General features: G+C 72.9%; 21 protein-coding genes. 12 read left to right on the forward strand and 9 right to left on the reverse strand.

The features are described 5' to 3' along the window. Window positions 1–335: HNH endonuclease signature motif containing protein (locus ACFWE1_RS11065; protein WP_376933507.1), on the forward strand; the 335-nt coding region annotated here is incomplete at its 5' end. Between the two features lie 192 nt (window positions 336–527). Here the strand turns inward: ACFWE1_RS11065 and serB are convergent. Beyond that, window positions 528–1,196: a phosphoserine phosphatase SerB gene (gene serB, locus ACFWE1_RS11070; protein WP_376933508.1), complete on the reverse strand. Its 669-nt coding sequence runs from the start codon at window positions 1,194–1,196 to the stop codon at window positions 528–530. Next, window positions 1,193–2,440 carry a glucose-1-phosphate adenylyltransferase gene (glgC, locus tag ACFWE1_RS11075; protein WP_243568337.1) on the reverse strand — a complete coding sequence of 416 codons (1,248 nt, stop codon included), beginning with the start codon at window positions 2,438–2,440 and terminating at the stop codon, window positions 1,193–1,195. Before glgC ends, serB begins: the two co-directional genes overlap by 4 nt. A gap of 92 nt (window positions 2,441–2,532) precedes the next feature. Between glgC and glgA the strand changes: the two genes are divergently transcribed. The 3 genes from glgA to ACFWE1_RS11090 all read left to right on the forward strand — a co-directional run bounded on the left by glgA (window position 2,533) and on the right by ACFWE1_RS11090 (window position 4,973). Next, window positions 2,533–3,720: a glycogen synthase gene (gene glgA / locus ACFWE1_RS11080; protein WP_376933509.1), complete on the forward strand. Its 1,188-nt coding sequence runs from the start codon at window positions 2,533–2,535 to the stop codon at window positions 3,718–3,720. A gap of 66 nt (window positions 3,721–3,786) precedes the next feature. Then, window positions 3,787–4,575 carry an ABC transporter ATP-binding protein gene (locus ACFWE1_RS11085; RefSeq protein WP_243568339.1) on the forward strand — a complete coding sequence of 263 codons (789 nt, stop codon included), beginning with the start codon at window positions 3,787–3,789 and terminating at the stop codon, window positions 4,573–4,575. 143 nt (window positions 4,576–4,718) lie between these two features. Then, complete coding sequence (locus tag ACFWE1_RS11090) at window positions 4,719–4,973, forward strand: type B 50S ribosomal protein L31 (protein ID WP_243568340.1); 255 nt, start codon at window positions 4,719–4,721, stop codon at window positions 4,971–4,973. A 146-nt stretch (window positions 4,974–5,119) separates the two neighbouring features. On the opposite strand, the gene ACFWE1_RS11095 is transcribed toward ACFWE1_RS11090, so the two are convergent. Then, on the reverse strand, window positions 5,120–5,818 hold the full coding sequence (locus ACFWE1_RS11095) for an exonuclease domain-containing protein (protein ID WP_376933510.1): 699 nt from the start codon (window positions 5,816–5,818) through the stop codon (window positions 5,120–5,122). Window positions 5,819–5,878: 60 nt separating this feature from the next. Between ACFWE1_RS11095 and ACFWE1_RS11100 the strand changes: the two genes are divergently transcribed. Together ACFWE1_RS11100 and ACFWE1_RS11105 are read left to right on the forward strand one after the other, a co-directional pair. Continuing rightward, entirely contained in the window at window positions 5,879–6,769 is an 891-nt protein-coding gene (locus ACFWE1_RS11100; RefSeq protein WP_376933511.1) for an alpha/beta fold hydrolase, read from the forward strand. Continuing rightward, window positions 6,766–7,860, forward strand: a complete 1,095-nt coding sequence (locus ACFWE1_RS11105) for a glycosyltransferase family 4 protein (RefSeq protein WP_376933512.1) — start codon at window positions 6,766–6,768, stop codon at window positions 7,858–7,860. The genes ACFWE1_RS11100 and ACFWE1_RS11105 overlap by 4 nt, the downstream gene beginning before the upstream one ends. 7 nt (window positions 7,861–7,867) lie before the next feature. Here ACFWE1_RS11105 and ACFWE1_RS11110 read toward each other — a convergent pair whose 3' ends face one another. Then, complete coding sequence (locus ACFWE1_RS11110; RefSeq protein WP_376933513.1) at window positions 7,868–8,476, reverse strand: histidine phosphatase family protein; 609 nt, start codon at window positions 8,474–8,476, stop codon at window positions 7,868–7,870. Window positions 8,477–8,532: 56 nt separating this feature from the next. Then, window positions 8,533–9,378: a Sir2 family NAD-dependent protein deacetylase gene (locus ACFWE1_RS11115; protein ID WP_376933514.1), complete on the reverse strand. Its 846-nt coding sequence runs from the start codon at window positions 9,376–9,378 to the stop codon at window positions 8,533–8,535. 103 nt (window positions 9,379–9,481) lie between these two features. On the opposite strand from ACFWE1_RS11115, the gene ACFWE1_RS11120 reads away from it, so the two are divergent. Both ACFWE1_RS11120 and ACFWE1_RS11125 read left to right on the forward strand, forming a co-directional pair. After that, entirely contained in the window at window positions 9,482–10,309 is an 828-nt protein-coding gene (locus ACFWE1_RS11120; RefSeq protein ID WP_376933515.1) for a TrmH family RNA methyltransferase, read from the forward strand. A gap of 11 nt (window positions 10,310–10,320) precedes the next feature. Further along, window positions 10,321–11,682, forward strand: coding sequence for a D-alanyl-D-alanine carboxypeptidase family protein (locus ACFWE1_RS11125; RefSeq protein ID WP_376933516.1), 1,362 nt, complete (start codon window positions 10,321–10,323; stop codon window positions 11,680–11,682). Between the two features lie 12 nt (window positions 11,683–11,694). Here the strand turns inward: ACFWE1_RS11125 and ACFWE1_RS11130 are convergent, their stop codons facing one another. After that, window positions 11,695–12,537 carry an SGNH/GDSL hydrolase family protein gene (locus tag ACFWE1_RS11130; protein WP_376933517.1) on the reverse strand — a complete coding sequence of 281 codons (843 nt, stop codon included), beginning with the start codon at window positions 12,535–12,537 and terminating at the stop codon, window positions 11,695–11,697. Window positions 12,538–12,650: 113 nt separating this feature from the next. Between ACFWE1_RS11130 and ACFWE1_RS11135 the strand changes: the two genes are divergently transcribed. Continuing rightward, on the forward strand, window positions 12,651–14,456 hold the full coding sequence (locus ACFWE1_RS11135) for a DEAD/DEAH box helicase (RefSeq protein ID WP_376933518.1): 1,806 nt from the start codon (window positions 12,651–12,653) through the stop codon (window positions 14,454–14,456). Between the two features lie 12 nt (window positions 14,457–14,468). Here ACFWE1_RS11135 and ACFWE1_RS11140 read toward each other — a convergent pair whose 3' ends face one another. After that, entirely contained in the window at window positions 14,469–15,719 is a 1,251-nt protein-coding gene (locus ACFWE1_RS11140) for a trans-sulfuration enzyme family protein (protein WP_376933519.1), read from the reverse strand. A 109-nt stretch (window positions 15,720–15,828) separates the two neighbouring features. Between ACFWE1_RS11140 and ACFWE1_RS11145 the strand changes: the two genes are divergently transcribed. The 3 genes from ACFWE1_RS11145 to ACFWE1_RS11155 all read left to right on the forward strand — a co-directional run bounded on the left by ACFWE1_RS11145 (window position 15,829) and on the right by ACFWE1_RS11155 (window position 18,409). Beyond that, window positions 15,829–16,305, forward strand: a complete 477-nt coding sequence (locus ACFWE1_RS11145; protein WP_376933520.1) for an Lrp/AsnC family transcriptional regulator — start codon at window positions 15,829–15,831, stop codon at window positions 16,303–16,305. Between the two features lie 195 nt (window positions 16,306–16,500). Beyond that, on the forward strand, window positions 16,501–17,589 hold the full coding sequence (locus ACFWE1_RS11150) for a VIT1/CCC1 family protein (protein WP_376933521.1): 1,089 nt from the start codon (window positions 16,501–16,503) through the stop codon (window positions 17,587–17,589). A gap of 73 nt (window positions 17,590–17,662) precedes the next feature. Then, entirely contained in the window at window positions 17,663–18,409 is a 747-nt protein-coding gene (locus tag ACFWE1_RS11155) for an SDR family oxidoreductase (RefSeq protein ID WP_376933522.1), read from the forward strand. A gap of 49 nt (window positions 18,410–18,458) precedes the next feature. On the opposite strand, the gene ACFWE1_RS11160 is transcribed toward ACFWE1_RS11155, so the two are convergent. Both ACFWE1_RS11160 and ACFWE1_RS11165 read right to left on the reverse strand, forming a co-directional pair. Continuing rightward, window positions 18,459–19,325 carry a DUF3097 domain-containing protein gene (locus tag ACFWE1_RS11160; RefSeq protein ID WP_376933523.1) on the reverse strand — a complete coding sequence of 289 codons (867 nt, stop codon included), beginning with the start codon at window positions 19,323–19,325 and terminating at the stop codon, window positions 18,459–18,461. A 74-nt stretch (window positions 19,326–19,399) separates the two neighbouring features. Next, the gene (locus ACFWE1_RS11165) at window positions 19,400–22,831 is read right to left on the reverse strand and encodes an error-prone DNA polymerase (RefSeq protein WP_376933524.1); all 3,432 of its coding nucleotides are present in this window, start codon (window positions 22,829–22,831) and stop codon (window positions 19,400–19,402) included. Window positions 22,832–22,837 lie beyond the last annotated feature (6 nt).

Here is a 22,837-nt window from a genome sequence, read left to right on the forward strand (position 1 = left end):
CCACCGCACAACGCCGCTGGCTCACCCACCACTACGGCACCTGCACCCGACCCGGCTGCACCCGCCCCGCCCACCACAGCGACCTCGACCACCTCCACCCCTGGGCAACCGGCGGCCCCACCAACACCACCAACCTCGCCCCCACCTGCCGCACCGACCACACCCTCAAACACCACACCAAATTCCAGGTCACCAAAGCACCCGACGGCACCATCACCTGGCACACCCCCACCGGCCACACCGCCACCACCACCCCCCAACACCAACTCCCACCCCAACACACCCCAGAGCGCCACCAAGAGCCCCAGCGCTACCCCGAACCCGCACCCTTCTAGCGGCGTCCGCGGGCACCGCACCCCCGCAGGCACCGCCGCGCACGCAGGGCAGCACGGCAGGCAGAGTGAACAGGCCCCGGCCACGACGGAGACGGCCACGCAGGCACGCCAACGCGCGCGTCACGCGTCCGATCAGCGCACGGCACGACGGCCGCGCCGAGGCGAGCCCCGCGACGCGGCAACGAGCAGCCGCTACCCGAGGTCGGCGAGCCCGGCGAGGGGGAGCAGCTGGGAGAGGTCCGGGCGATCGATGACGACATCGGCGCGGCTGCGCACGACCGGCTTCGCGCAGAACGCGACGCCGAGCGCCGCGGTCTCGAGCATGCGCAGATCGTTCGCGCCGTCGCCGGCCGCGATGGTCCGGGCGATCGGGATGCCCCCGGCCGCGGCCCATTCGGCGAGCGCGACGGCCTTCGCCTCCGCGTCGATGATCGGACCGAGCACGCGCCCGGTGAAGCGCCCGCCGTCGATCTCCAGCCGATTCGCCCGGCAATGGTCGAGGCCAAGCCGTTCGGCGAGGGGATCGAGGAGCTCGTGGAAGCCGCCCGAGACCACCCCGATGCGCCCGCCCGCGGCGTGCACGCCAGCGATGAGGCGCTCGAGTCCCGGCGTCGGGGTCATCCGCTCCCGCACGCGGGGGAGGATCGAGGCATCCAGCCCGGCGAGCGTCGCCACCCGCTCGCGCAGGCTCTCCGCGAAGTCGAGCTCACCGCGCATCGCCCGTTCGGTGACGGCCGCGACGTGCGCGAGCGTTCCCGCCTCCTCGGCGAGCAGCTCGATCGCCTCCTCGCGGATGAGAGTCGAGTCCGCGTCGAGCACGACGAGCGGGCCGCCCGCGGCGGCCGAGGACGCGGCGCTCACGCGCGGGCCCGGATGCGCGAGCCCTTGCCCACGACGGTGATGCCGCTGTCGGTCACGATGAAGCCGCGTGCGAGGTCCTGCTGCCGGTCGATGCCGACCTGCGCGCCCTCCTCGACGACGACCTCCTTGTCGAGGATGGCCCGGCGCACGGTGGCGCCGCCCTCGATGCGGGCCCGGTCGAAGAGGATCGAGTCGGCCACGTGCGCGCCGGAGCCGACCATCGCCCACGGCCCGATGACACTGCGTTCGAGGTGCGCGCCGGAGATGACCGAGCCGAGCGAGACGATCGAGTCGATGACGGTGCCGAGGGCGCCACGGGCGTCCCTCGTGAACTTCGCCGGAGGCGAGTTGAGCTGCTGGCTGAAGATCGGCCACTCCCGGTTGTAGAGGTTGAACACGGGCAGCACCGAGATGAGGTCCTGGTGCGCCTCGAAGTACGAGTCGATGGTTCCGACGTCGCGCCAGTAGTAGCGGTCGCGGTCGGTGGCGCCGGGAACGTCGTTGCGCTGCAGATCGTAGACGCCGGCGCGCCCCTCCTCGACGAAGGCCGGGATGATGTCGCCGCCCATGTCGTGTCCGGAATCGGCGCGGTCGCCGTCGCGCTTCACCGCATCGATGAGCGCGTCGGCGTCGAAGACGTAGTTGCCCATCGAGGCGAGCACCGAACCGGGGGCGTCGGGCAAGCCGACCGGGTGGGTCGGCTTCTCGAGGAAGCGCGAGATGCGGTCGGGCCGCTCGGCGTCGACCTCGATGACGCCGAACTGGTCGGCGAGCGAGATCGGCTGGCGGATGGCCGCGACGGTCGCGGCGGCGCCGGACTCGACGTGGGCGTCGACCATCTGCGCGAAGTCCATGCGGTACACGTGATCGGCGCCGACGACGACGATGAGGTCGGGACGCTCGTCGTGAATCAGGTTCAGGCTCTGCAGGATGGCGTCGGCGGAGCCGGAGAACCAGCGCTTGCCGAGCCGCTGCTGGGCGGGCACCGAGGCCACGTAGGAGTTCAGCAGCCCGCTCAGCCGCCAGGTCTGCGAGACATGGCGGTCGAGGCTGTGCGACTTGTACTGGGTGAGCACGACGATCTGGCGCAGCCCCGAGTTCAGCAGGTTGGAGAGCGCGAAGTCGATGAGCCGGTACTGCCCGCCGAACGGCACGGCCGGCTTCGCACGGTCCTCGGTCAGGGGCATCAATCGCTTGCCCTCGCCGCCGGCGAGGACGATCGCGAAGACCTTGCGCGCAACCATGGTCCCCAGCGTAACGAGCGAGAGACGGATTCGTCCCCTCCGAGTCGATCCGAGTCCAGCGCGGGCTCGCCGCGCTGCGCTAGCGTGGCCGCATGCTGGTCGATCTGCTCACCAGGGAGTACCCGCCGGAGGTCTACGGAGGCGCCGGCGTGCACGTCGCGGAGCTCGTCCGGGCGCTCCGCCGCGACCTCGAGGTCCGAGTCCGCTGCTTCGGCGCACCCAGGGAGGAACCCGGCACCTTCGCGTACGCGCCGCCGGCCGAGTTCGACGGCCGCAATGCCGCACTCGGCACCATGGGCGTCGACCTGCTCATGGCCGGCGACGTCGCGGGCACCGACCTCGTGCACTCGCACACCTGGTACGCGAACTTCGCGGGCTTCACCGCGAAGCGCTTGCACGGCGTCCCGCACGTCGTCACCGCGCACAGCCTCGAGCCGCTCCGGCCGTGGAAGGCCGAGCAGCTCGGCGGCGGATACGCCCTGTCCTCGTGGGTCGAGCGCACCGCGTTCGAGGACGCCGACGCCGTGATCGCGGTCAGCGAGGGGATGCGCCGAGACATCCTCCGCGCGTACCCCGCGATCGACCCGGCCCGGGTCGAGGTCGTCTACAACGGCATCGATCTCGTCGATTGGGCCCCGAACGACGACGCCGCGCTCGTGCGCTCGCTCGGCGTCGATCCCGACCGCCCGTCGATCGTGTTCGTCGGCCGGATCACGCGGCAGAAGGGGCTGCCGTACCTGCTGCGCGCCGCGCGGCGACTGCCCGCCGACGCCCAGCTCGTGCTCTGCGCCGGCGCCCCGGACACCCCGGAGATCATGGCCGAGGTCACCGGGCTCGTCGAGGAGCTCCGTCGCGAGCGCGACGGCGTGGTCTGGATCGACCGGCACCTGCCGCGGTCAGAACTCACAGCGGTGCTCACCGCGGCCACGGCCTTCGTCTGCCCGTCGATCTACGAGCCGCTCGGCATCGTCAACCTCGAGGCGATGGCGTGCGGTGCGGCCGTCGTCGGCACGGCGACGGGCGGCATCCCGGAGGTCGTCGAGGACGGCGTCACCGGCGTGCTCGTGCCGATCGAGCAGGCCGATGACGGCACCGGCACGCCGCTCGACCCCGAGCGCTACGTCGCGGATCTCGCCGCTGCGCTCGAGCGCGTGCTCGCCGATCCCGACGGCGCACGCCGGCTCGGCGCGGCCGGGCGGGATCGGGCCGAGGCGCACTTCGGCTGGGCCGCCATCGCTGATCGCACGCGCGAGGTGTACCGCGCGGCACTCAGCCGCTGACGGGGCCCGCTGCGCCGCTTCGGGCGTGGGCCGTCGAGGCTCCCGGCTGCCGATAGCATGGACCGCATGGCGAGCACGGTTCTGAAGTTCAGCGATGTGTCGGTGGTCCGCGATGGGAACACCATCCTCGACGGGATCGACTGGACGGTCAGGGCCGATGAGCGCTGGGTGGTGCTCGGCCCGAACGGCGCCGGCAAGACCACCCTGCTGCAGATCGCCGCGGCCGCGATGCACCCGAGCTCGGGCGAGGCCGAAGTGCTGCTCGAGTCGCTCGGCAAGGTCGACGTCTTCGAGCTCCGCCCGATGATCGGCTTCGCCTCCTCCGCGATGGCGCGCAAGCTGCCGAAGTCCGAGACGGTCCTCGACGTCGTCCTCACCGCCGCCTACTCGGTCGCGGGCCGCTGGAACGAGGAGTACGAGGAGATCGACCTCCGTCGCGCGCAGCGGGTGCTCTCCGAGTGGGGCCTCGAGCGCTTCGCCGACCGCCGCTTCGGCAGCCTCTCCGACGGCGAGCAGAAGCGCGTGCAGATCGCGCGCGCCGTCATGACCGACCCGGAGCTCCTGCTGCTCGACGAGCCGGCCGCGAGCCTCGACCTCGGCGCCCGCGAGGAGCTCGTCGGGCTCCTCGGCGGCTACGCGTCCTCGGCCTCCTCGCCCGCCATCGTCATGGTCACCCACCACGTCGAAGAGATCCCGCAGGGCTTCACGCACGCCCTCCTGCTCAAGCAGGGCGAAGTCGTCGCATCGGGCCCGTTCGCCGAGGCGCTGACCGCCGACACGCTGAGCGAGACCTTCGGCCTGCCGATCGAGCTGAGCGAGAACGACGGCCGCTTCGCCGCGCGGGCGACCGCCTGAGGGCGGCAGACCGCTGCATCTGCTAAACTCGTGAGCTGGCCCGAGGGCCACTGAGCTTCCCTGCCGCCGTACTGCGCCAAGCGAGCGGTCGGCCACGGCGGCGGAATCCCCATCCATCTCGATTACTGATCAAGGAAGTCTTCATGAAGACCGACATCCACCCCGAGTACAACGCCATCGTCTTCCGCGACCTGGCGTCCGGCGCCACGTTCCTCACGCGTTCGACCGCGACGAGCGACAAGACGATCGAGCTCGACGGTGCCACCTACCCGGTCATCGACGTCGAGATCTCGAGCGAGTCGCACCCGTTCTACACGGGCAAGCAGCGCATCATGGACTCGGCCGGCCGTGTCGAGAAGTTCAACCAGCGCTTCAAGGGCTTCGGCGGCTCCAAGTAAGACCACCGCGACGAGCACCGTCGCGAGAACGGGCGGGCGACCTTCGGGTCGCCCGCCCGTTCGGCGTTGCAGGACCGGATGGCCCGGGGGAGCCGATGCGGCCCGTGCTCAGCGCAGCGGCCAGGGCTCAGCGCAGCGGCCAGGGCTCAGCGCAGCGGCCAGGCCCCCACGGCGACGAACTCGGGCTCGCCGTTGCGCCGGCGCCAGTCCTGGTAGCTCTCGGCCTGGAGGCGCGCCCACTCGATCTGCCGCTCGTGCAGTTCGGCCGCAGCCAGGGCCGCGACCTCGGGGAACGCCCGGGCGATCGCCTGCGCCACCCGGCCCGCCGCGGCGGCATCGGCGCCGGCGTCGTGCGCGTCGACGAGCTCGACCCCGTAGTGCGCGGCGGCCGCGGTCAGCGTGCGCTTGCCGCGACGGTAGCGATCGACCGCCTTGTCGATGACGAGCGGGTCGACCACCGGGCCGGGGCCGGGGAGTGGAACGACTCCGTAGCGCTCGGCCTCGCGCGAGAGCACGGAGAGATCGTAGGCGGCGTTGTAGGCGACGATCGGGAGTCCGCGACCCGCGGCATCGGCGAGCGCCGCGACGATCTCGGCGACGACGCGCGCGGCCGGCAGGCCTTCGGCCCTGGCGCGCTCGGTCGAGACGCCGTGGATGAGGCTCGCTGCGGTGGGAATCTCCACCCCGGGGTCGGCGAGCCAGCTGCGCTGTTCGACGACGCGGCCCTCGCGATCGAGCACGCCGACGTAGGCGGTCACGATGCGACAGGTGTCGATGTCGATGCCCGTGGTCTCGAGGTCGAAGACGGCGAGGGTGTCGGCCCAGTCGGCGGTGGCATCGATCATGCCGTCACCCTACGTGCGGCGTCCGACAGCTCCGGGCTGCCGCGCCGTAGACTGGAGCGGATGACCCCCTCACCCTACGCCGCCCAGCTCGAACGCATCCCCGTGCGCGAACACCGCACCACGGTGCTCGGTTCGACGACGGCCTGGTGGGAGTACGGCGAGCCCGGCGCACCCGTGATCGTGCTCGTGCACGGCTTCCGCGGCGACCACCACGGGCTCGAGCCGATCGTCGCGAACCTGCCGGGCTTCCGCATCGTCTCGCCCGACCTCCCGGGCTTCGGCGAGTCCGCGCCGCTCGACGGACCGCACGACATCGCCGGCTACGCCGCATGGCTCGACGCCTTCGTCGCCTCGCTGGAGCTCGACGGCGCATACACGCTGCTCGGCCACTCCTTCGGTTCGATCGTGGCGTCCGCCACGGTCGCCGGCGGGCTCCGCCCCGAGCGCCTCGTGCTGGTGAACCCGATCGGGGCTCCCGCGCTCGAAGGCCCCCGGGGCGTCATGACGCGGCTCGCCGTCGCCTACTACCGGGCGGCCGCCGCGCTTCCCGAGCGAGCCGGCTTCGCGGTGCTGAAGAACCGAGCGATCGTGCGGGTGATGAGTGTGACCATGGCGAAGACCCGTTCGCGCGAGCTCCGCCGATTCATCCACGACCAGCACGACCGCTACTTCTCGGCGTTCAGCGACCGCGACAGCCTGCTCGAGGCGTTCCGGGCCTCGGTGAGCCACGACGTGCGCGAGTTCGCGCCGCAGATCGACGTCCCCGTGCTGCTCATCGCGGCCGAGCGCGACGACATCACCCCCCTGTCGGCTCAGCACGTGCTCGTCCAGCGCTTCCCCGACGCGCGCCTCGAGGTCATCCCCGAGGTGGGCCACCTCATCCACTACGAGGCGCCGGGCGACGCCGCGCGCCGCATCCTCGGGTTCGTGCCGCACGGAGCGGCCGCGTGAGGATCGTCTTCGACTGCAGGTACACCCGCATCGGGCAGCATGACGGCATCAGCCGGTTCACCGCCGGCCTCGTCGGCGAGCTCGGCAAGCGCCATCCCGTCACGATGCTGATCAACGACCACCGCCAGCTCGAACTCCTGCCCGAGCTGCCCTGGCAGCTCGTGAGCGGGCCCACGAGCCCGCTCGAGCCGTTCGTCGCCCTGCAGGTCAAGCGGCTGAAGCCCGATATCGTCTTCTCGCCGATGCAGACGATGGGTTCGTTCGGCCGCGACTACCGGCTGCTGCTCACGCTGCACGACCTCATCTACTACGAGAACCGCACCCCGCCGCGCAATCTGCCGTGGCCGGTGCGGCTGCTCTGGCGGCTCTACCATCTCGCCTGGTGGCCGCAGCGGGTGCTGCTGAACCGGGCCGACCGCGTCGTGACGGTGTCCGAGACCACGGCGGGGCTCATCGCTGAGCACCGGCTGACCAAGCGCGAGGTCACGGTCGTGCCGAACGCCTCCGACGACCTCGGCCGACCGGAGCTCCCACGGCCGCGACCGGCCCGCGGCCGGCTCGTCTACATGGGCTCGTTCATGCCGTACAAGGGCGTGGACACGCTCGTGCGGGCCGCGGCGAAGCTGCCCGACCACGAGCTGCACCTGATGAGCCGGATCAGCGACGACGAGCGTCGCCGGCTCACCAGGCTCGCCCCCGATGCGAGGATCGTGTTCCACGACGGGGCGAGCGACGAGGAGTACGCCGAGCTGCTCTCGAACGCGACGGCGCTCGTGCACGCCTCGCGCGCGGAAGGGTTCGGCATCCCGCTCGTCGAGGCGATGCGCCTCGGCACGCCCATCGTGGTGAGCGACATCCCCATCTTCCGGGAGATCGGCGGCGACGCCGCCGAGTACTTCGACCCGGCCGACCCCGATGATCTCGTCCGCGCGGTCCGCGCGCTCGAACGCGACGAGGAGTGGGCGCGACGCTCGGAGCTCGCAGTCGAACGGGCGGCGGGCTACACCTGGGCCGCGTCCGCGGAGCGGCTGCTCGAACTCATGCAGCGCACGGTCGCCGAACAGGGCGGCCGCCGCACCCGGCGCCGCTGAACACCGCTCAGTCCGCGGTGCCAGTGAGCCGCTCGGGCTCGACGAGCTCGAGCGCGCCGTCGACGACGCGCACGAGGTGCACCGAACCGTTGTCGATGCGGTAGCCGGGCGCCGGGAGCGTCCAGTCGCTCAAGTGCAGGATGAGCGAGTGGATGACGCCGCCGTGCGCCACCGCGAGCACCTGTCCACCGGGGTGCCGTTCGGCGAGCGCGAGGAGCGCCGCCGAGCTGCGTTCGATGACCGCGGAGCGAGACTCGAGCCCGTCGATGCTCGCGGCGGATGCCTCGAGCGCCGCCCGCCCCTCGGGGTCGAGGCCCTCAAGCGCGCCGTGCCGGCGTTCGACAAGCTCGGGAACGTGCACCGGCGCAGGCAGCCCGAGCCGCTCCGCCATGATCGACGCCGTCTCCGCCGCCCGGGAGAGCGGGCTCGCGTAGATCGCGTCCCACGACTGATCGCCGAGCGAGTCGGCCGCCTCGGCGGCCTGGCGACGCCCCGTGTCGTTCAGCGGGATGTCGGTGAGGCCCTGGATGCGCCGCTCGCGGTTCCAGTCGGTCTCGCCGTGCCGCACGAGCGCGATCGTGACGGGCGCAAGCGGCATCCTGCTGAGCTCGGTCATCAGACCATGCTCGCAGATGCGCCGGCGAACTCACGCACCGGACTCACGCACCGCACTCACGCACCGAGGGCGTCCGCGATGGCCGTCAGCGTCTCGGTCGTGCCCGCGTCGAGCTTCACTGCCGCGCGGCCGTCGCCCTTCGTCTCGCCGCGGTTGATGACCACGATCGGCAGGTGCCGCCGTCGGGCGAGCTCGATGAGGCGGATGCCGGAGTTCACCACGAGGGAGCTGCCGGCGACGAGCAGGGAGTCGGCCGCCTCGACGACGCCCGCCGCCGAGCGGAACGTCTCGACCGGCACGAACTCGCCGAAGAACACCACGTCCGGCTTCAGCATGCCGCCGCAGACGGAGCACTCGGGGATGCGCATGCCCGCGACGTCGTCGACCTCCACGTCGCCGTCGGGGTTCGTGCGGAGCGCCCGCTCGAGCTCGGGCTCGAGGCCCGGGTTCAGCGCGGTGAGCCGTTCGGCGATCGCCTCGCGCGCGAAGAGCTGCCCGCAGGCGAGGCAGACGACCCGGTCCATGCCGCCGTGCAGCTCGACGACCCGGCGGCTGCCCGCGCGCCGGTGCAGCCCGTCGACGTTCTGCGTGACGACGCCGGTCGCCGCGCCGGAGGCTTCCAGCCGGGCGAGCGCGCGGTGCCCGCCGTTCGGCCGGGCCGAGCCGAAGGAGCGCCAGCCCAGGTGGCTGCCCGCCCAGTAGCGCTTGCGCGCCGGCTCGGACCCGACGAAGGTCTGGAACGTCATCGGCGAGCGCCGCGGCGCCCCCTCGCCCCGGTAGTCGGGGATGCCCGAGTCGGTGCTGACGCCGGCGCCGGTGAGGACCGCGATCCTGCCCGCGCCGAGCACGTCGATGGCGCGGTCCAGGCCGGCCACGGCGGGCTCTGCAGTGCTGGTGCTCACACGGCTCCAATCGACGGCGTTCACGGGACGAGTACCACGATGCTAAACACCGCGCTTTTCCAGTTTGTTTCCTGGGGTGGCAGGCTTGGGGCAGGGAGGACCATTGCACGTCGAACGAGTGCGCGACGCGGCATCCGACGCCGTCGCCGACTACGCCGATCTCACGGACGTCGCGCTGCGCAGCGCGAGGGAGCCTGAGCGCGGCATCTACCTGGCCGAATCCGCCAAGGTCATCGCCCGCGCGCTCGCGGCCGGGCACCGCCCGCGCTCCGTGCTGCTGGAGGAGAAATGGCTTCCCGGGCTCGAGCCGCTCCTCGCGGCCTACGACGTGCCGGTGCACCTCGCCGACGCGGCCCAGCTCGAAGCGATCACGGGCTACCGCGTGCACCGCGGGGCCCTCGCCGCGTTCGAGCGGCCGGAACTGCCGGACCCGGCCGAACTGCTGCGGGACGCCCGGCGCGTCGTCGTGCTCGAGGACATCGTCGATCACACCAATGTCGGCGCGATCTTCCGCTCCGTCGCCGGGCTCGGCGCGGACGCCGTGCTCGTGAGCCCGCGCTGCGCCGACCCGCTCTACCGCCGGAGCGTGCGGGTCAGCATGGGCACGGTGTTCCAGGTGCCGTGGACCCGGCTGCCCGACTGGGACGAGGCCGCACCGTTACTGCACGAGCACGGCTTCGAGATCGCCGCGCTCGCCCTCGCCGACGACGCCGTCTCGCTGCGCACGCTCGCGAAGGCGCCCCCGGAGCGGCTCGCGCTCGTCTTCGGCGCCGAGGGCGACGGGCTGAGCCGCCGGGCGCTGTCCGCGGCCGACCGCATCGTGACGATCCCGATGCTGCACGAGGTGGACTCACTAAACGTCGCCGCGGCGGCCGCAGTGGTGCTGTACGCGCTGACCGATCTCCAGCCCGAGCACGGCTCCGGCGGCTAGGCTCGCACTCGATGACGACCGAAGCCCCCGGCCGCGAGGCCGAGCACGACGCCGCGCGCCCGCGCCGCTCCGTCGCCGACCCCGCCGAGGCGCACGGCGATCCCGCCGCGGAGGCCCGCGAGGCCAGGGCACGGATGTACCGCCGTCGCCGGTTCGTCGTGTTCGGCGCGCTCGCGATCGTGCTCGCGCTGCTCGTGTCGGGCGGCGTGTACGTCGGGCGGGCGCTCGGCGCGCCGATCCCGGCCGCGGCCCCGGTCGTCACGGCGCCGCAGCCCGTCGCCCAGGCGGCGCAGCAGCTGGTGCTGCCCGGATTCGGCGGCTACGCGGTCGGCGCGGTCGGGTTCGACGGCCTGCTCGCGACCGGTTCCGCCGACGCCGCCCTGCCGACGGCGAGCATCACCAAGATCATCACCGCGCTCGTCGTGCTCGACGAGCACCCGGTCGCGGCGGGGGAGAGCGGCCCCGAGCTCGCCTACACGGAGGCCGACGTCGAGCTGTACTGGGACATGATCGCCCAGAACGGCTCCGTCGCGCCCGTGGAGCCGGGCATCTCGCTGAGCCTGGTGCAGAGCCTCGAGGCGATGCTGCTGCCGTCCGGCAACAATTACGCGATCTCCATCTCGAACTGGGCCTTCGGCTCGCAGGAGGCCTTCCTCGACCGCGCCAGGAGCTGGCTCGCCGATCACGGCTTCCAGCACACGGTCATCGCCGACTCGAGCGGGCTCTCGCTCGACAACACGAGCACGCCGGCCGAGCTCGTGCGGCTCGGCGAGCTCGCGCTCGAGAATCCGGTCGTCGCGGCGATCGTCGCGACCCAGGAGGTCGAGCTGCCGTCGCTCGGCCCCATCGAGAACTCGAACAAGCTGCTCGGCACCCACGGCGTGGACGGCATCAAGACCGGCACGACCGACGATGCGGCCAACCTCCTCTTCTCCGCCGACGTCCAGGTCGGGGAGGAGTCGGTCACGATCGTCGGCGTGCTGCTCGGCGCGCCGGACCACGCGAGCCTGCGCGAGGCGGTCGCGGCGCTCCTCGACAGCGTCGCACCCGGCTTCCGCGAGGTGACCGTCTTCGACGAGGGCGCCGAGCTCGCCAGCTACGTCACCCCGTGGGGACAGACCGCGCACGCCGAGGCGAGCGAGGCCGCCCGCCTGGTCGTGTGGAGCGACACTCCCGTCGCCGTCGAGGTCGACGCCGCCAGCATCACGACTGCGGACGACGGCAGCGAGGTCGGCAACGCGACCGTGACCGCCGGCACCCGCACGATCGGCGTTCCGCTGCGGCTCGATGCCTCCCTCGAGGATCCCGGCGCCTGGTGGCGGCTCGGCAACCCGGGTGCGCTCGACGCCCCGGCGACCGCCGGACGCGGCTGAGCCGCGCGCCGCTCAGCGCTCCTCGCGGAGCTCCGAGGCGGCGTAGGGACCGGCATCCGGCCGCTTGGCCGTGACGAAGTCGCCGGAGGACTGGTGGCGGATGCGTCGCACGACCCACGGCACGAGGTACTCCCGCGCCCAGGCCAGGTCGCCCACGCGCGCCTCGCGCCAGCTGCGGGCCGGCAGCGGCTCGGGCGTCGACGGCTCGAGGTCGTTGTCGACGTTGAGCGTCGCGAGCACCATGCGCGCGACCGTGTGGTGGCCGAGCGGGTTCAGGTGCAGCCGGTCGGGCGCCCACATGCGCTGATCCTGGATCTCGGTGAGCGCCCACTGATCGGCGACGAGCAGATCGTGCTTGGCCGCGATTGCGCGGAGGTTCTCGTTGTAGATCGCGACCTTGCCGCGGATGCCGCGGAACACGGGGGAGAAACCGACGTCGACGCCGGTGAACAGCACGATGGTGGCCCGGTCGCGGGAGAGCCGTTCGACGGCGTACTCGAAGCGCGCCGAGATCTCGTCGGGGTCGGTGCCCGGGCGGATGACGTCGTTGCCGCCGGCCGAGATCGTGATCAGGTCGGGCCGGAGCGCGAGCGCGGGCTCGATCTGCTCGTCGATGATCTGCTGGATGAGCCGCCCGCGGATGGCGAGGTTCGCGTAGGCGAAGTCGTCGTCGCCCTGCGCGAGCACCTCGGCGACGCGGTCCGCCCAGCCGCGGTGCCCGCCGGGCACGGTCGGCTCCGGGTCGCCGATGCCCTCGGTGAAGGAGTCGCCCAGGGCGACGTAGCGCGACCAGGGGTGACGCGGCTCGGAGAGCGCGGGCTCCGCGGATTCGTTGGGCTGTGCTCCGACTGGCATTCCTCCATTCTGCACATGCCGCAGGGCGGCGCGCGCCCGCTCGGCGGCGCGCCACGCCCGGTCGGCGATCCGGCTTCGCCCGTGTCGGATGCCTCGGGTAACCTCATATCCTCATGAGCTCAGTGATTCCGAACGGCGCCCACCCGGGCACCTCGGCCGCCGAGCACCTGTCCCCGTCCTATCCCGAGCGCGCCGCCTGGGGCACCGCTTCCAAGCTGCGTGCCTGGCAGGCCGAGGCCCTCGAGCGCTACCTCGAGGAGCTGCCCAGGGACTTCCTCGCCGCGGCCACGCCCGGCGCCGGCAAGACGACCTTCGCGCTCCGGCTCGCGGCCGAGCTGCGCGCCCGGCGCGTCATCGACCGCATCACCGTCGTGGCGCCCACCGACCACCTGAAACGGCAGTGGGCCGACGCCGCCGACCGCGTCGGCATCCGCCTCGATCCCGGCTTCCGCAATGCGCACGGCCGCTCGGCCCGGCACTTCCACGGCGTCGCCGTGACGTACGCGCAGGTCGCGATGCGGCCCGCCCTGCACCGCGAGCTCACGCTCTCGGGCCGCAGCCTCATCATCCTCGACGAGGTGCATCACGGCGGCGACACCCTGTCCTGGGGCGACGCCATCCGCGAGGCGTTCGAGCCCGCCACGAAGCGGCTCTCCCTCACCGGCACGCCGTTCCGCAGCGACACCGCGCCGATCCCGTTCGTCGAGTACGCGCCCGACGCGAAGGGCATCCGGGTCTCGAAGACCGACTACGCCTACGGCTACGACCGGGCGCTCGCCGACGGCGTCGTGCGCCCCGTCATCTTCATGGTCTACGCGGGGCACATGCGCTGGCGCACGAAGGCCGGCGACGAGATGGAGGCGCGGCTCGGCGAGGACAACACGAAGGACATCACCTCCGCCGCCTGGCGCACCGCCCTCGAACCGAGCGGGGAGTGGATCCCCGCCGTGCTGAAGGCCGCCGACCGGCGCCTGAGCGAGGTGCGCCAGTCGATCCCCGACGCCGGCGGGCTCGTGCTCGCGACCGACCAGACCGTGGCCCGCGCCTATGCGCAGCAGCTCGAGCAGATCTGCGGCGAGCGGGTCACCGTCGTGCTCTCCGACGACAAGGAGGCCTCGGCCAACATCGAGGCGTTCTCGGCGTCGACGAGCCGGTGGATGGTCGCGGTGCGCATGGTGTCGGAGGGGGTCGACGTGCCGCGCCTGGCGGTCGGCGTGTACGCGACGAGCTCCTCGACGCCGCTGTTCTTCGCACAGGCCATCGGCCGCTTCGTACGCGCCCGGCGCCGCGGCGAGACCGCCTCGGTGTTCCTGCCGAACGTGCCGGTGCTGATGGCGCTGGCGAGCGAGCTCGAACGCCAGCGCGACCACGCGCTCGACCGACGCGACGGCGACGGGGCCGACGATCCCGGGCTGGACGACGGGCTGCTCGAGGCGGCGAACCGCGAGGAGAAGGCGTCCGACGAGCTCTCCGCCGAGTTCACCTGGCAGGCGATCGCCTCCGACGCCACGTTCGACCGCGTCGTCTACGACGGCACCGAGTTCGGCACGCTCGCCGAGCCCGGCAGCGATGAGGAGTTCGACTTCATCGGCATCCCGGGCCTCCTCGAACCGGAGCAGGTGTCCGAACTGCTCCGCCACCGCCAGGCACGGCAGGCGCGCCGTGCGAGCGACCGCCGCAAGCACACCGTCGCCGACGAGCAGCACGCCGAACCCGTCGCCCTCTACCGCACGCTGAAAGAGCAGCGGGCGCTGCTGAACAGCCTCGTCGGGCTCTGGGCACGTCAGACGGGCGAGCCGCACTCGCAGGTGCACTCCGAGCTGCGGCGCATCTGCGGCGGCCCCGCGGTCGCGCAGGCGACGGTGACGCAGCTCCAGGCGCGCATCGAGTTCCTGCGCAAACGGCTCGGCTCGCGCTGACGGCACCGCCGCTCAGTCGGCGGCGGCCGTCGCGAACGCCCGTCGCTCGGGCTCCATCCCGAGCTCGACGCGACCCGCCTCGGAGCGCGCCGCCGCGTCGAGCGCCCGCAGCAGGTCACCGGCGAGGTCGTCGACGTGCTCAAGGCCGATCGAGAGGCGCACGACGCCCGCGGCAGGCTTCGCCTCACCGGCCACCGGCCGATGCGTGAGCGAGGCCGGATGCTGCACGAGCGAGTCCACCCCGCCGAGCGAGACGGCGTGCGTGACGAGCTCGCACGCCTCCACGAAGCGCTGCGCCGCCCCGTAGCCGCCCTCGAGGTCGAGCGCGATGATCGAACCGGCGCCCGCTTGCTGACGCCCGATGAGCCCCTGCGGGTCTTGGCCGGGCAGGCCCGGGTAGTGCACGGCGGCGACGGCCGGGTGCGCGGCGAGGCGCTGCGCGAGCTCGCCCGCGGTGGCCTGCTGGGCGCGCACCCGCACCGGCAGCGTGCGGAGCCCGCGGTGCAGCAGATAGGCCGCGAAGGGATGCAGCAGTCCGCCCGTGAGGGCGCGCACCCGGCGCAGCCGTTCCACCCACTCGCGGTCGCCCGCGACGACCCCGCCCATGACGTCGCCGTGCCCGCCGAGGTACTTCGTGGCGCTGTGCAGCACGAGCGCGGCGCCGTGCTCGATGGGGCGCTGCAGCACGGGCGTCGCGAAGGTGTTGTCGACGAGGAGGGGCACGTCGCCCGCGGACCGGGCGAGCGCGGCGAGGTCGACGAGCTCGAGCGTCGGGTTGGCCGGGGACTCGACGACGACGAGTCCGGTGTCGGCCCGGACCGCGTCGGCCACCTCATCGGCGGCCGCCCAGCTCACCTCGGTGCCGAGCAGCCCGGTGTCGAGCACGTGGTCGGTCCCGCCGTAGAGCGGGCGGACCGCCACGATGTGCGGCCGACCCGCGCTCGCGCTCGCGATGAGCAGCGCCGAGAGCGCCGCCATCCCGCTCGCGAAGGCGACGGCGCCGTCGGCCCCCTCGAGTTCGGCGAGGGCGGTCTCGAAGCGGGCCACTCCGGGCTGCCAGAGCCGCTGGTACACCGCCGAGCGATCGTCGCCGAGGTCCTGGCCGCCGGCGAGTTCCTCGTACGAGCGGCCGCCGAGTTCGACCGAGGCCAGCGGATTCGTCGTGGAGAGGTCGATGGGAGGAACATGGGAGCCGAGCTCGCGAACGCCGTCCATGCCGGCGTGCACCGCGCGAGTCTCGAAGCGCGAAGTCGAGGTCTGCATTCCGCCAATGAAGCAGGATCTGCAGAATTAGGCAATATCTGCCGCAGATTCCGGCGTACTGGTACGATTCATCGCAGATTCGTCGAGAAACATCCGGAGAGGACGAGCCATGGCGCAGAAAGCCGAACTCGATCGCGTCGACCGGGCGCTGATCGCCGCGCTCTCGTCGAACGCCCGCGCCTCGGGCGCCGCGCTGGCCGCCGAGGTCGGGGTCGCCGAGTCGACCGTCTCGCTCCGGCTCCGCCGACTGCAGAGCCTCGGCATCATCCGCAGCTTCCGCGTCGACGTCGATCTCGCCGCCGTCGGCGTCTCCCTGCAGGCGCTCATCGCCGTCCGTCTGGTGAAGCACGACCGCAACGAGATCGACGCCTTCCGCCAGGCCGTGCCGCACCTGCCCGGCGTGCTCGCCGTCTTCCACATGGCCGGCGCCGAGGACTACCTGCTGCACGTCGCCGCACGCGACGCCGAGGAGCTGCGCGAGTTCGTGCTCGCCCACCTCACGGGGCACCCCGCCGTCGCCCACACCGAGACGAACCTCATCTTCGAGTACGCCGCCGGCGACGGCTGGCAGCACCTCGTCGGCTGAGTCGCGCCGGTGGCGGCTGCCGCCGACCGAGGATGCTTCGGCGGACCGAAGGACGTTCGGGGATCCGAAATGCTGCGAATCCCGCCGTTTCGGGCCATTTCGACCGGCCACCCCGGTAGCTTGGCTGAGGCCGCGAGCGCGGCCCACGCGATGGCGCGGGCCGATGCCGTCGACGCGCCCGCGAGAAGGAGCAGCATGACCACGCCGCAGGGCACCGCAGCGGATCGAGCCAGGTGGCGCCGCTACCTCGCCGACGAACGCGCCGAGGCCGCGGTCTACCGTGAGCTGGCCGCCCGCCGTGAGGGCGAGGAGCGGGAGATCCTGCTCGCCCTCGCCGCTGCCGAGGGCCGTCACGAGGCGCACTGGCTGGCGCTCCTCGGCGGCGACGAACGCGGCGTGCCCCGGGCGGACATCCGCACCCGCCTGCTCGGCGGGCTCGCCCGCCGCTTCGGCTCCATCTTCGTGCTCGCGCTCGCCCAGCGTGCCGAGGCCCGCTCGCCGTACGCGAACGATCCCGACGCGACCGCGGCGATGGCCGCCGACGAGCGGATCCACGGCGAAGTCGTCCGCGGTCTGGCCGCGCGCGGCCGCCGGCGTCTCGCCGGCACCTTCCGCGCCGCCGTCTTCGGCGCGAACGACGGACTCGTCTCCAACCTCGCGCTCGTGCTCGGCATCGGCGCCACCGGGGTACCCGCGCCGGTCGTGCTGTTCACCGGCATCGCCGGGCTCCTCGCCGGCGCGCTCTCGATGGGCGCGGGCGAATACGTCTCGGTGCGTTCGCAACGCGAGCTGCTCGAGGCATCCGCGCCCGACCCGACCGCGCGCGAGGCGCTGCCCGACCTCGACATCGACGCCAACGAGCTCGCGCTCGTCTACCGCGCGCGGGGCATGGACCCGGCCGAGGCCGCCGAGCACGCCGCCCTCGTCGTCGCCCGCGTCCACGCCGTCGAGCAGCAGCCGACCCCGACCGACGCCCTCGGTGTCGCCGAGCACGACGACGAGGCGGTGGGCACCGGGTTGTCCGCGGCGCTCTCGAGCTTCTGCTTCTTCGCCTCCGGGGCGCTCATCCCGGTTTTGCCGTACCTCTTCGGCATGACCGGCCTGCCCGCGGTGCTCCTCGCCACCGTGCTCGTCGGCATCGCCCTCCTCGCGACCGGCGCGACCGTCGGGCTGCTGTCTGGGGCCTCGCCGCTCAAGCGGGCCGTGCGCCAGCTCGCGATCGGCCTCGGCGCCGCCGCCGTGACCTACGTGCTCGGCCTCGCCTTCGGCACCACGATCGGCTAACGTGGCGACTCGTGCCACCGCCATGGCGGCGCGCGTCGGCCGAGCTCGGACCGCGGCCGCAGGGAGGAACCGCATGCCCGTCGCCCTCGTCACCGGAGCCGGTCGCCGCAATGGCATCGCGCACGCCATCGCGGTCGGTCTCGCCGCGCACGGCTGGGACGTGGCGGTGACGAGCTCGGCCGAGCGCGACCGCGAGATGCCCTACGGGGGCGACCCCGATCGCGACCCGGTCCTGCTCGAGACGGAGCTCCTCGCGCACGGCGGCCGCACCCTGCGGCTCGATGCCGATCTCGCCGACCCGGCCGCGCCGGCACGGCTCGTCGCCGAGGTCGGCGCGCAGCTCGGCCCCGTGTCCGCGCTCGTGCTGTCGCACGCGTACAGCGTCGACTCCGGCCTGCTGGACACCTCGCTCGAGAGCTTCGACCGGCACTTCGCGGTGAACACCCGGGCCGCCTGGCTGCTCATCCGCGCCGTCGCGGAACAGGTCCCGACCGGCGGCGGCAGCGTCGTCGCCCTCACGAGCGACCACACGGTCGGCAACCTGCCCTACGGCGCGAGCAAGGGCGCCCTCAACCGCATCGTGATCGCCGCGGCCCGCGAGCTCGGCGGCCTCGGCATCCGTGCGAACCTCGTGAACCCCGGCCCGGTCGACACCGGCTGGATGGACGATGCGACCCGCACCGCACTCACCGCGGAACAGCCGAGCGGCCGGCTCGGCACGCCGGAGGACGCCGCGCGCCTCGTCCGCTTCCTCGTCTCCGAGGACGGACGCTGGGTGAGCGGGCAGCTGATCCACAGCGACGGCGGCTTCTCGGTCTGAACGGGCGCCAGGAACGGACGCCAGGCGCTGGGAGCGGAACGGGAACCGGTTACGGCGCCGTCACGAAGTCGATCAGCTCCTCGACCCGGCCCAGCAGCGCGGGCTCCAGGTCGCCGTAGCCGCGCACCCGACCGAGGATGTGCTGCCAGGCGCGGGCGATGTCGGCCTGCTCGGCGTGCGGCCAGCCGAAGGCCGCGCAGATGCCGTGCTTCCACTCCGTGCCACGGGGGATGACCGGCCACGCCTCGACGCCGAGCCGCTGCGGCTTCACCGCCTGCCAGATGTCGATGTAGGGGTGCCCGACGACGAGCACGTGCGCGCCGTGCGGCCCGCGGGCGACGGCATCCGCGATGCGCTGCTCCTTGGACCCCGGCACGAGGTGATCGACGAGCACGCCGACCTTGCGCTTCGGGCCGGGCCGGAACTCCGCGAGCGTGTCGGCGAGCACGTCGACGCCCTCGAGGTACTCCACGACGACGCCCTCGACGCGGAGGTCGGCGCCCCAGATCTTCTCCACGAGCTCGGCGTCGTGGCGTCCCTCGACGAAGATGCGGCTCGGTAGCGCCACCTTCGCGGGCGCCGCCTCGGCGACGAAGGAGCCCGAGGCGGTGCGGAGCCTCCCGGCGGGCGCCTTCGGCTTCGGCGCGACGAGGCGGACCGGGCGCCCGTCGAGGAGGAAGCCGTGCCCGAGCGGGAACAGCCGGCGGCCGCCGAAGCGGTCCTCGAGCACCACGTTGCCCTGCTCGACGCCGAGGATCGCGCCGCAGAAGCCCGACTCCGCGAGCTCGACGACGAGCTCGCGCTCGGCCGCGACCTCGGGGATCGTCGTGCGCCCCCTGGCCTTCCAATCGCCGGCGAGCACATCGCTGCCGTAGCGGTCGTGGGGGTCGTGGTCGAAGCGCGGGGTGGCGGGCACCGGTCGAGGCTAACCGACCCGGTCCGCCCGCGGGCGGAGACACGGCGGCCGCGCTCGGAGTGGCGCCGCCGGGGTCAGCGGAAGTCCCGCGAGCGGTGCGGCGCCTGCACGGTGAGTCGTTCGAAACGGTCGACCACGAGGTTCGTCACGCCCTCAGGCGAACGCTCCAGGATGCCTCGGACGACCATCGCCGGCGCCTCCCTCGCGATGCGCCGGTAGCGGTTCCAGACGCCGACCCCCGCGATCACGTTGAGGGTGCCCGACTCGTCCTCCAGGTTCAGGAAGGTGATGCCCGAGGCGGTCGCGGGGCGCTGCCGGTGGGTGACGACGCCGCCCACCTCGACGCGCCGCCCGGACTCCACCGCCTGCAGGCGGTCGATCCGCACCGCGCCGCGGGCGTCGAGCTCCGCCCGCGCGTGCCGGATCGGATGGTCGTCGGGGGAGATGCCCGTCGCCCAGAGGTCGTACACCACCTGCTCGGCCTCGCTCAGGATCGGCAGCAGCGGCGGCTGCACCACCACGACGGAGCCCGCCAGGAACTCCGCCCGATCCTGCGCGGCCTCGCCCGCGAGCCACAGCGCCTCGCGCGGCGCCAGCCCGAAGGTCTCGAAGGCACCGGCGGCGGCGAGGGCCTCGAGCTGCTCGGTGTCGAGCCCGGCCCGGCGTGCGAGCTCGGCCATGTCGCGGTAGGGGCCGCCCGACTCGCGTTCGGCCACGATGCGCTCGGCCACCGCCGTGCCGATCGAGGCGACGTCGGCCAGCCCGAGGCGCACGGCGAAGGCCCCGTCGCGGCGGTGCTCGACCGAACGGTCGGGGGCCGCCCGGTCGAAGTCGCCGACCTCGGGCTGCTCCGCGTCGAGGCATCCGTCGAGGCCGCTCGGCGGCCGCCCCGGATCGCCGAGCAGACCGCGGACCTCGGCGCGATCGAGCGGCTCGAGCCCCGCGTGCACCGCGGAGCGGAGGATGTCGGGCCGGAGCATGCGCACCCCGTGCCGCCGGGCGTCGGCGGTCAGCGTGTGCGGCGAGTAGAAGCCCATCGGCTGCGCACGCAGCAGCGCGGCGAGGAACGCCGCCGGATAGTGCAGCTTCAACCACGAGCTCACGTAGACGAGCAGCGCGAACGCCAGGGCGTGACTCTCGGCGAAGCCGAAGTTTGCGAAGGCTTCGATCTTGCCGTAGATCGCGTCGGCGTCCGCCTGGGAGAGCCCGTTGCGAGCCATCCCGGCGTAGAGCTTCTCCCGCAGCTCCGAGATCTTCTGCACGCCCCGCTTCGAGCCCATCGCCCGGCGCAGGAGGTCGGCGTCGGCCGCGGTGCAGTCGCCCACGGCGACGGCCATCTGCATGAGCTGCTCCTGGAAGAGCGGCACTCCGAGGGTGCGCTTCAGCACCGGCTCGAGCTTCGGATGCAGGTAGCTGACCGGCTCCTCGCCCGTGCGGCGCCTGATGTACGGGTGCACCGCGCCGCCCTGCACGGGCCCGGGCCGGATCAGGGCGATCTCGACCACGAGATCGTAGAAGCAGCGCGGCTTCAACCGGGGGAGTGTGCCCATCTGCGCCCGGCTCTCGACCTGGAACACGCCGATGGAGTCGGCTCGGCAGAGCATGTCGTAGACGGCCGGCTCCTCCTTCGGGATGGAGTGCAGCTCCCAGTGCTCCCCGGTGCGGGCCTCGATCAGATCGAAGGCGTACTGCAGGGCGGCGAGCATGCCGAGACCGAGCAGGTCGAACTTCACGAGGCCCATCCAGGCGCAGTCGTCCTTGTCCCATTGCAGCACCGTGCGCCCCGGCATGCGGGCGTGCTCGATCGGGCAGACCTCGCCGACCGGGCGGTCGGTGAGCACCATGCCGCCGGAGTGGATGCCGAGATGCCTCGGGAAGGTGAGCAGCTGCTCGGCGAGCTCGACCACGGGGCCCGGGATGTCGTGGTCGTCGGTCTCGACCACGGCGCCCCAGCGCTCCACCTGCCGCGACCAGGCGTCCTGCTGACCGGTGCCGTAGCCGAGCGCCTTCGCCATGTCGCGCACGGCCGCCTTCGGCCGGTAGCTGATCACGTTCGCGACCTGGGCCGCGTTCTGCCGGCCGTACTTGGCGTACACGTACTGGATGATCTCCTCGCGCCGGTCGGAGTCGAAGTCGACGTCGATGTCGGGCTCCTCGTCGCGCAGGGCGGAGAGGAAGCGCTCGAAGGGCAGATCGAACTTGATCGAGTCCACCGCCGTGATCCGCAGCGCGTAACAGACGGCCGAGTTCGCGGCGGAGCCGCGGCCCTGGCAGAGGATGCCCCGCCGGCGCGCCTCGGCGACGAGATCGTGCACGATCAGGAAGTAGCCGGGGAAGTCCTTCTGCTCGATGACCGCGAGCTCGTGGTCGAGGCGCCGGCGCACGTGTTCGGGCATGCCGGGGTAGAGCTCCTCGGCGCCCTGCCGCACGAGCTCGCGCAGCCAGCTCATCGGGGTGTGCCCCGCCGGCACCTCCTGCCTCGGCAGTCGTGGCCGGGCGCTGCGGAGCGTGAAGCCGAGCTCCTCGGCGAGCACGACGGAGCGCTCGACCGCTCCCGGGTACCGGGCGAAGCGGGCCAGCATCTCGGCGCCGCTGCGCAGGTGCTGCTCGTTCGAGGCCGGCAGCCAGCCGTCGAGCTCGTCGAGGCTGCGCCTGGCCCGCACCGCCGACAGGGCGTTCGCGAGGCGGTGCTCGCCCGGCGTCGCGTAGTGCACGGCGTTCGTGGCGAGCAGCGGCACCCCGGTGCCGGCGGCGAGCGCGGCGAGCCGGTCGTTCGCGCGCTGGTCGCCGGGATGCCCGTGGTCGAAGAGCTCCACCACCACTTGCTCCCGGCCGAACAGGGCGATCAGCCGGTCGAGCTCGCGCCGGGCCCCGTCGTCCCCCTCGGCCGCGAGCGCCCGGCGCACCGCGCTCTTGCGGCAGCCCGTCGGCACGACCCACTCGCCGCCGGCCTGCTCGGCGAGCCGTTCGAGCTCGTAGACGGGACGCCCCTTCTCGCCCCCCGCGAGCTGCGCCGCGGTGATGGCCGCAGCGAGCCGGTGGTAGCCGGCTTCGCCCCGGGCGAGGACGAGCAGGTGCTCGCCCTCGGGGTCGGCGGCGCCCAGCTGCGGGGCGGAGAGGCCGAGGGAGAGCTCGGCCCCGTAGACCGTGCGCAGCTCGGGGAAGCTCTCGGCCGCTTCGGCGAAGCGGACGATGCCATAGAAGCCGTCGTGGTCGGTGATGGCGAGGCCGGAGAGCCCGAGCCGCCTGGCCTCCTCCACGAGCTGCTCCGGCTGGGAGGCGCCGTCGAGGAAGCTGTAGTTGGAGTGCACGTGCAGCTCCGCGTAGGGCACGAGCGGCCCGCTCGGGGCGACAAGCCCCTCGCTCGGCCGGTACGGGGCGCGCTTCCGGCTGAACGCCGGGCCGTCGCCGCCGTCGGCGATGAGCTTCGACGGTGTCGGCCGGCGCCGGTCGGACAGCTTGCGTTCGAGCTCCGACCAGGGGATCTCGGGATTGCTCCAGCCCATCAGCCG

Origin of the sequence: Agromyces sp. NPDC060279, assembly GCF_042726785.1 — a bacterium.
In the GTDB taxonomy this organism is placed as follows: domain Bacteria; phylum Actinomycetota; class Actinomycetes; order Actinomycetales; family Microbacteriaceae; genus Agromyces.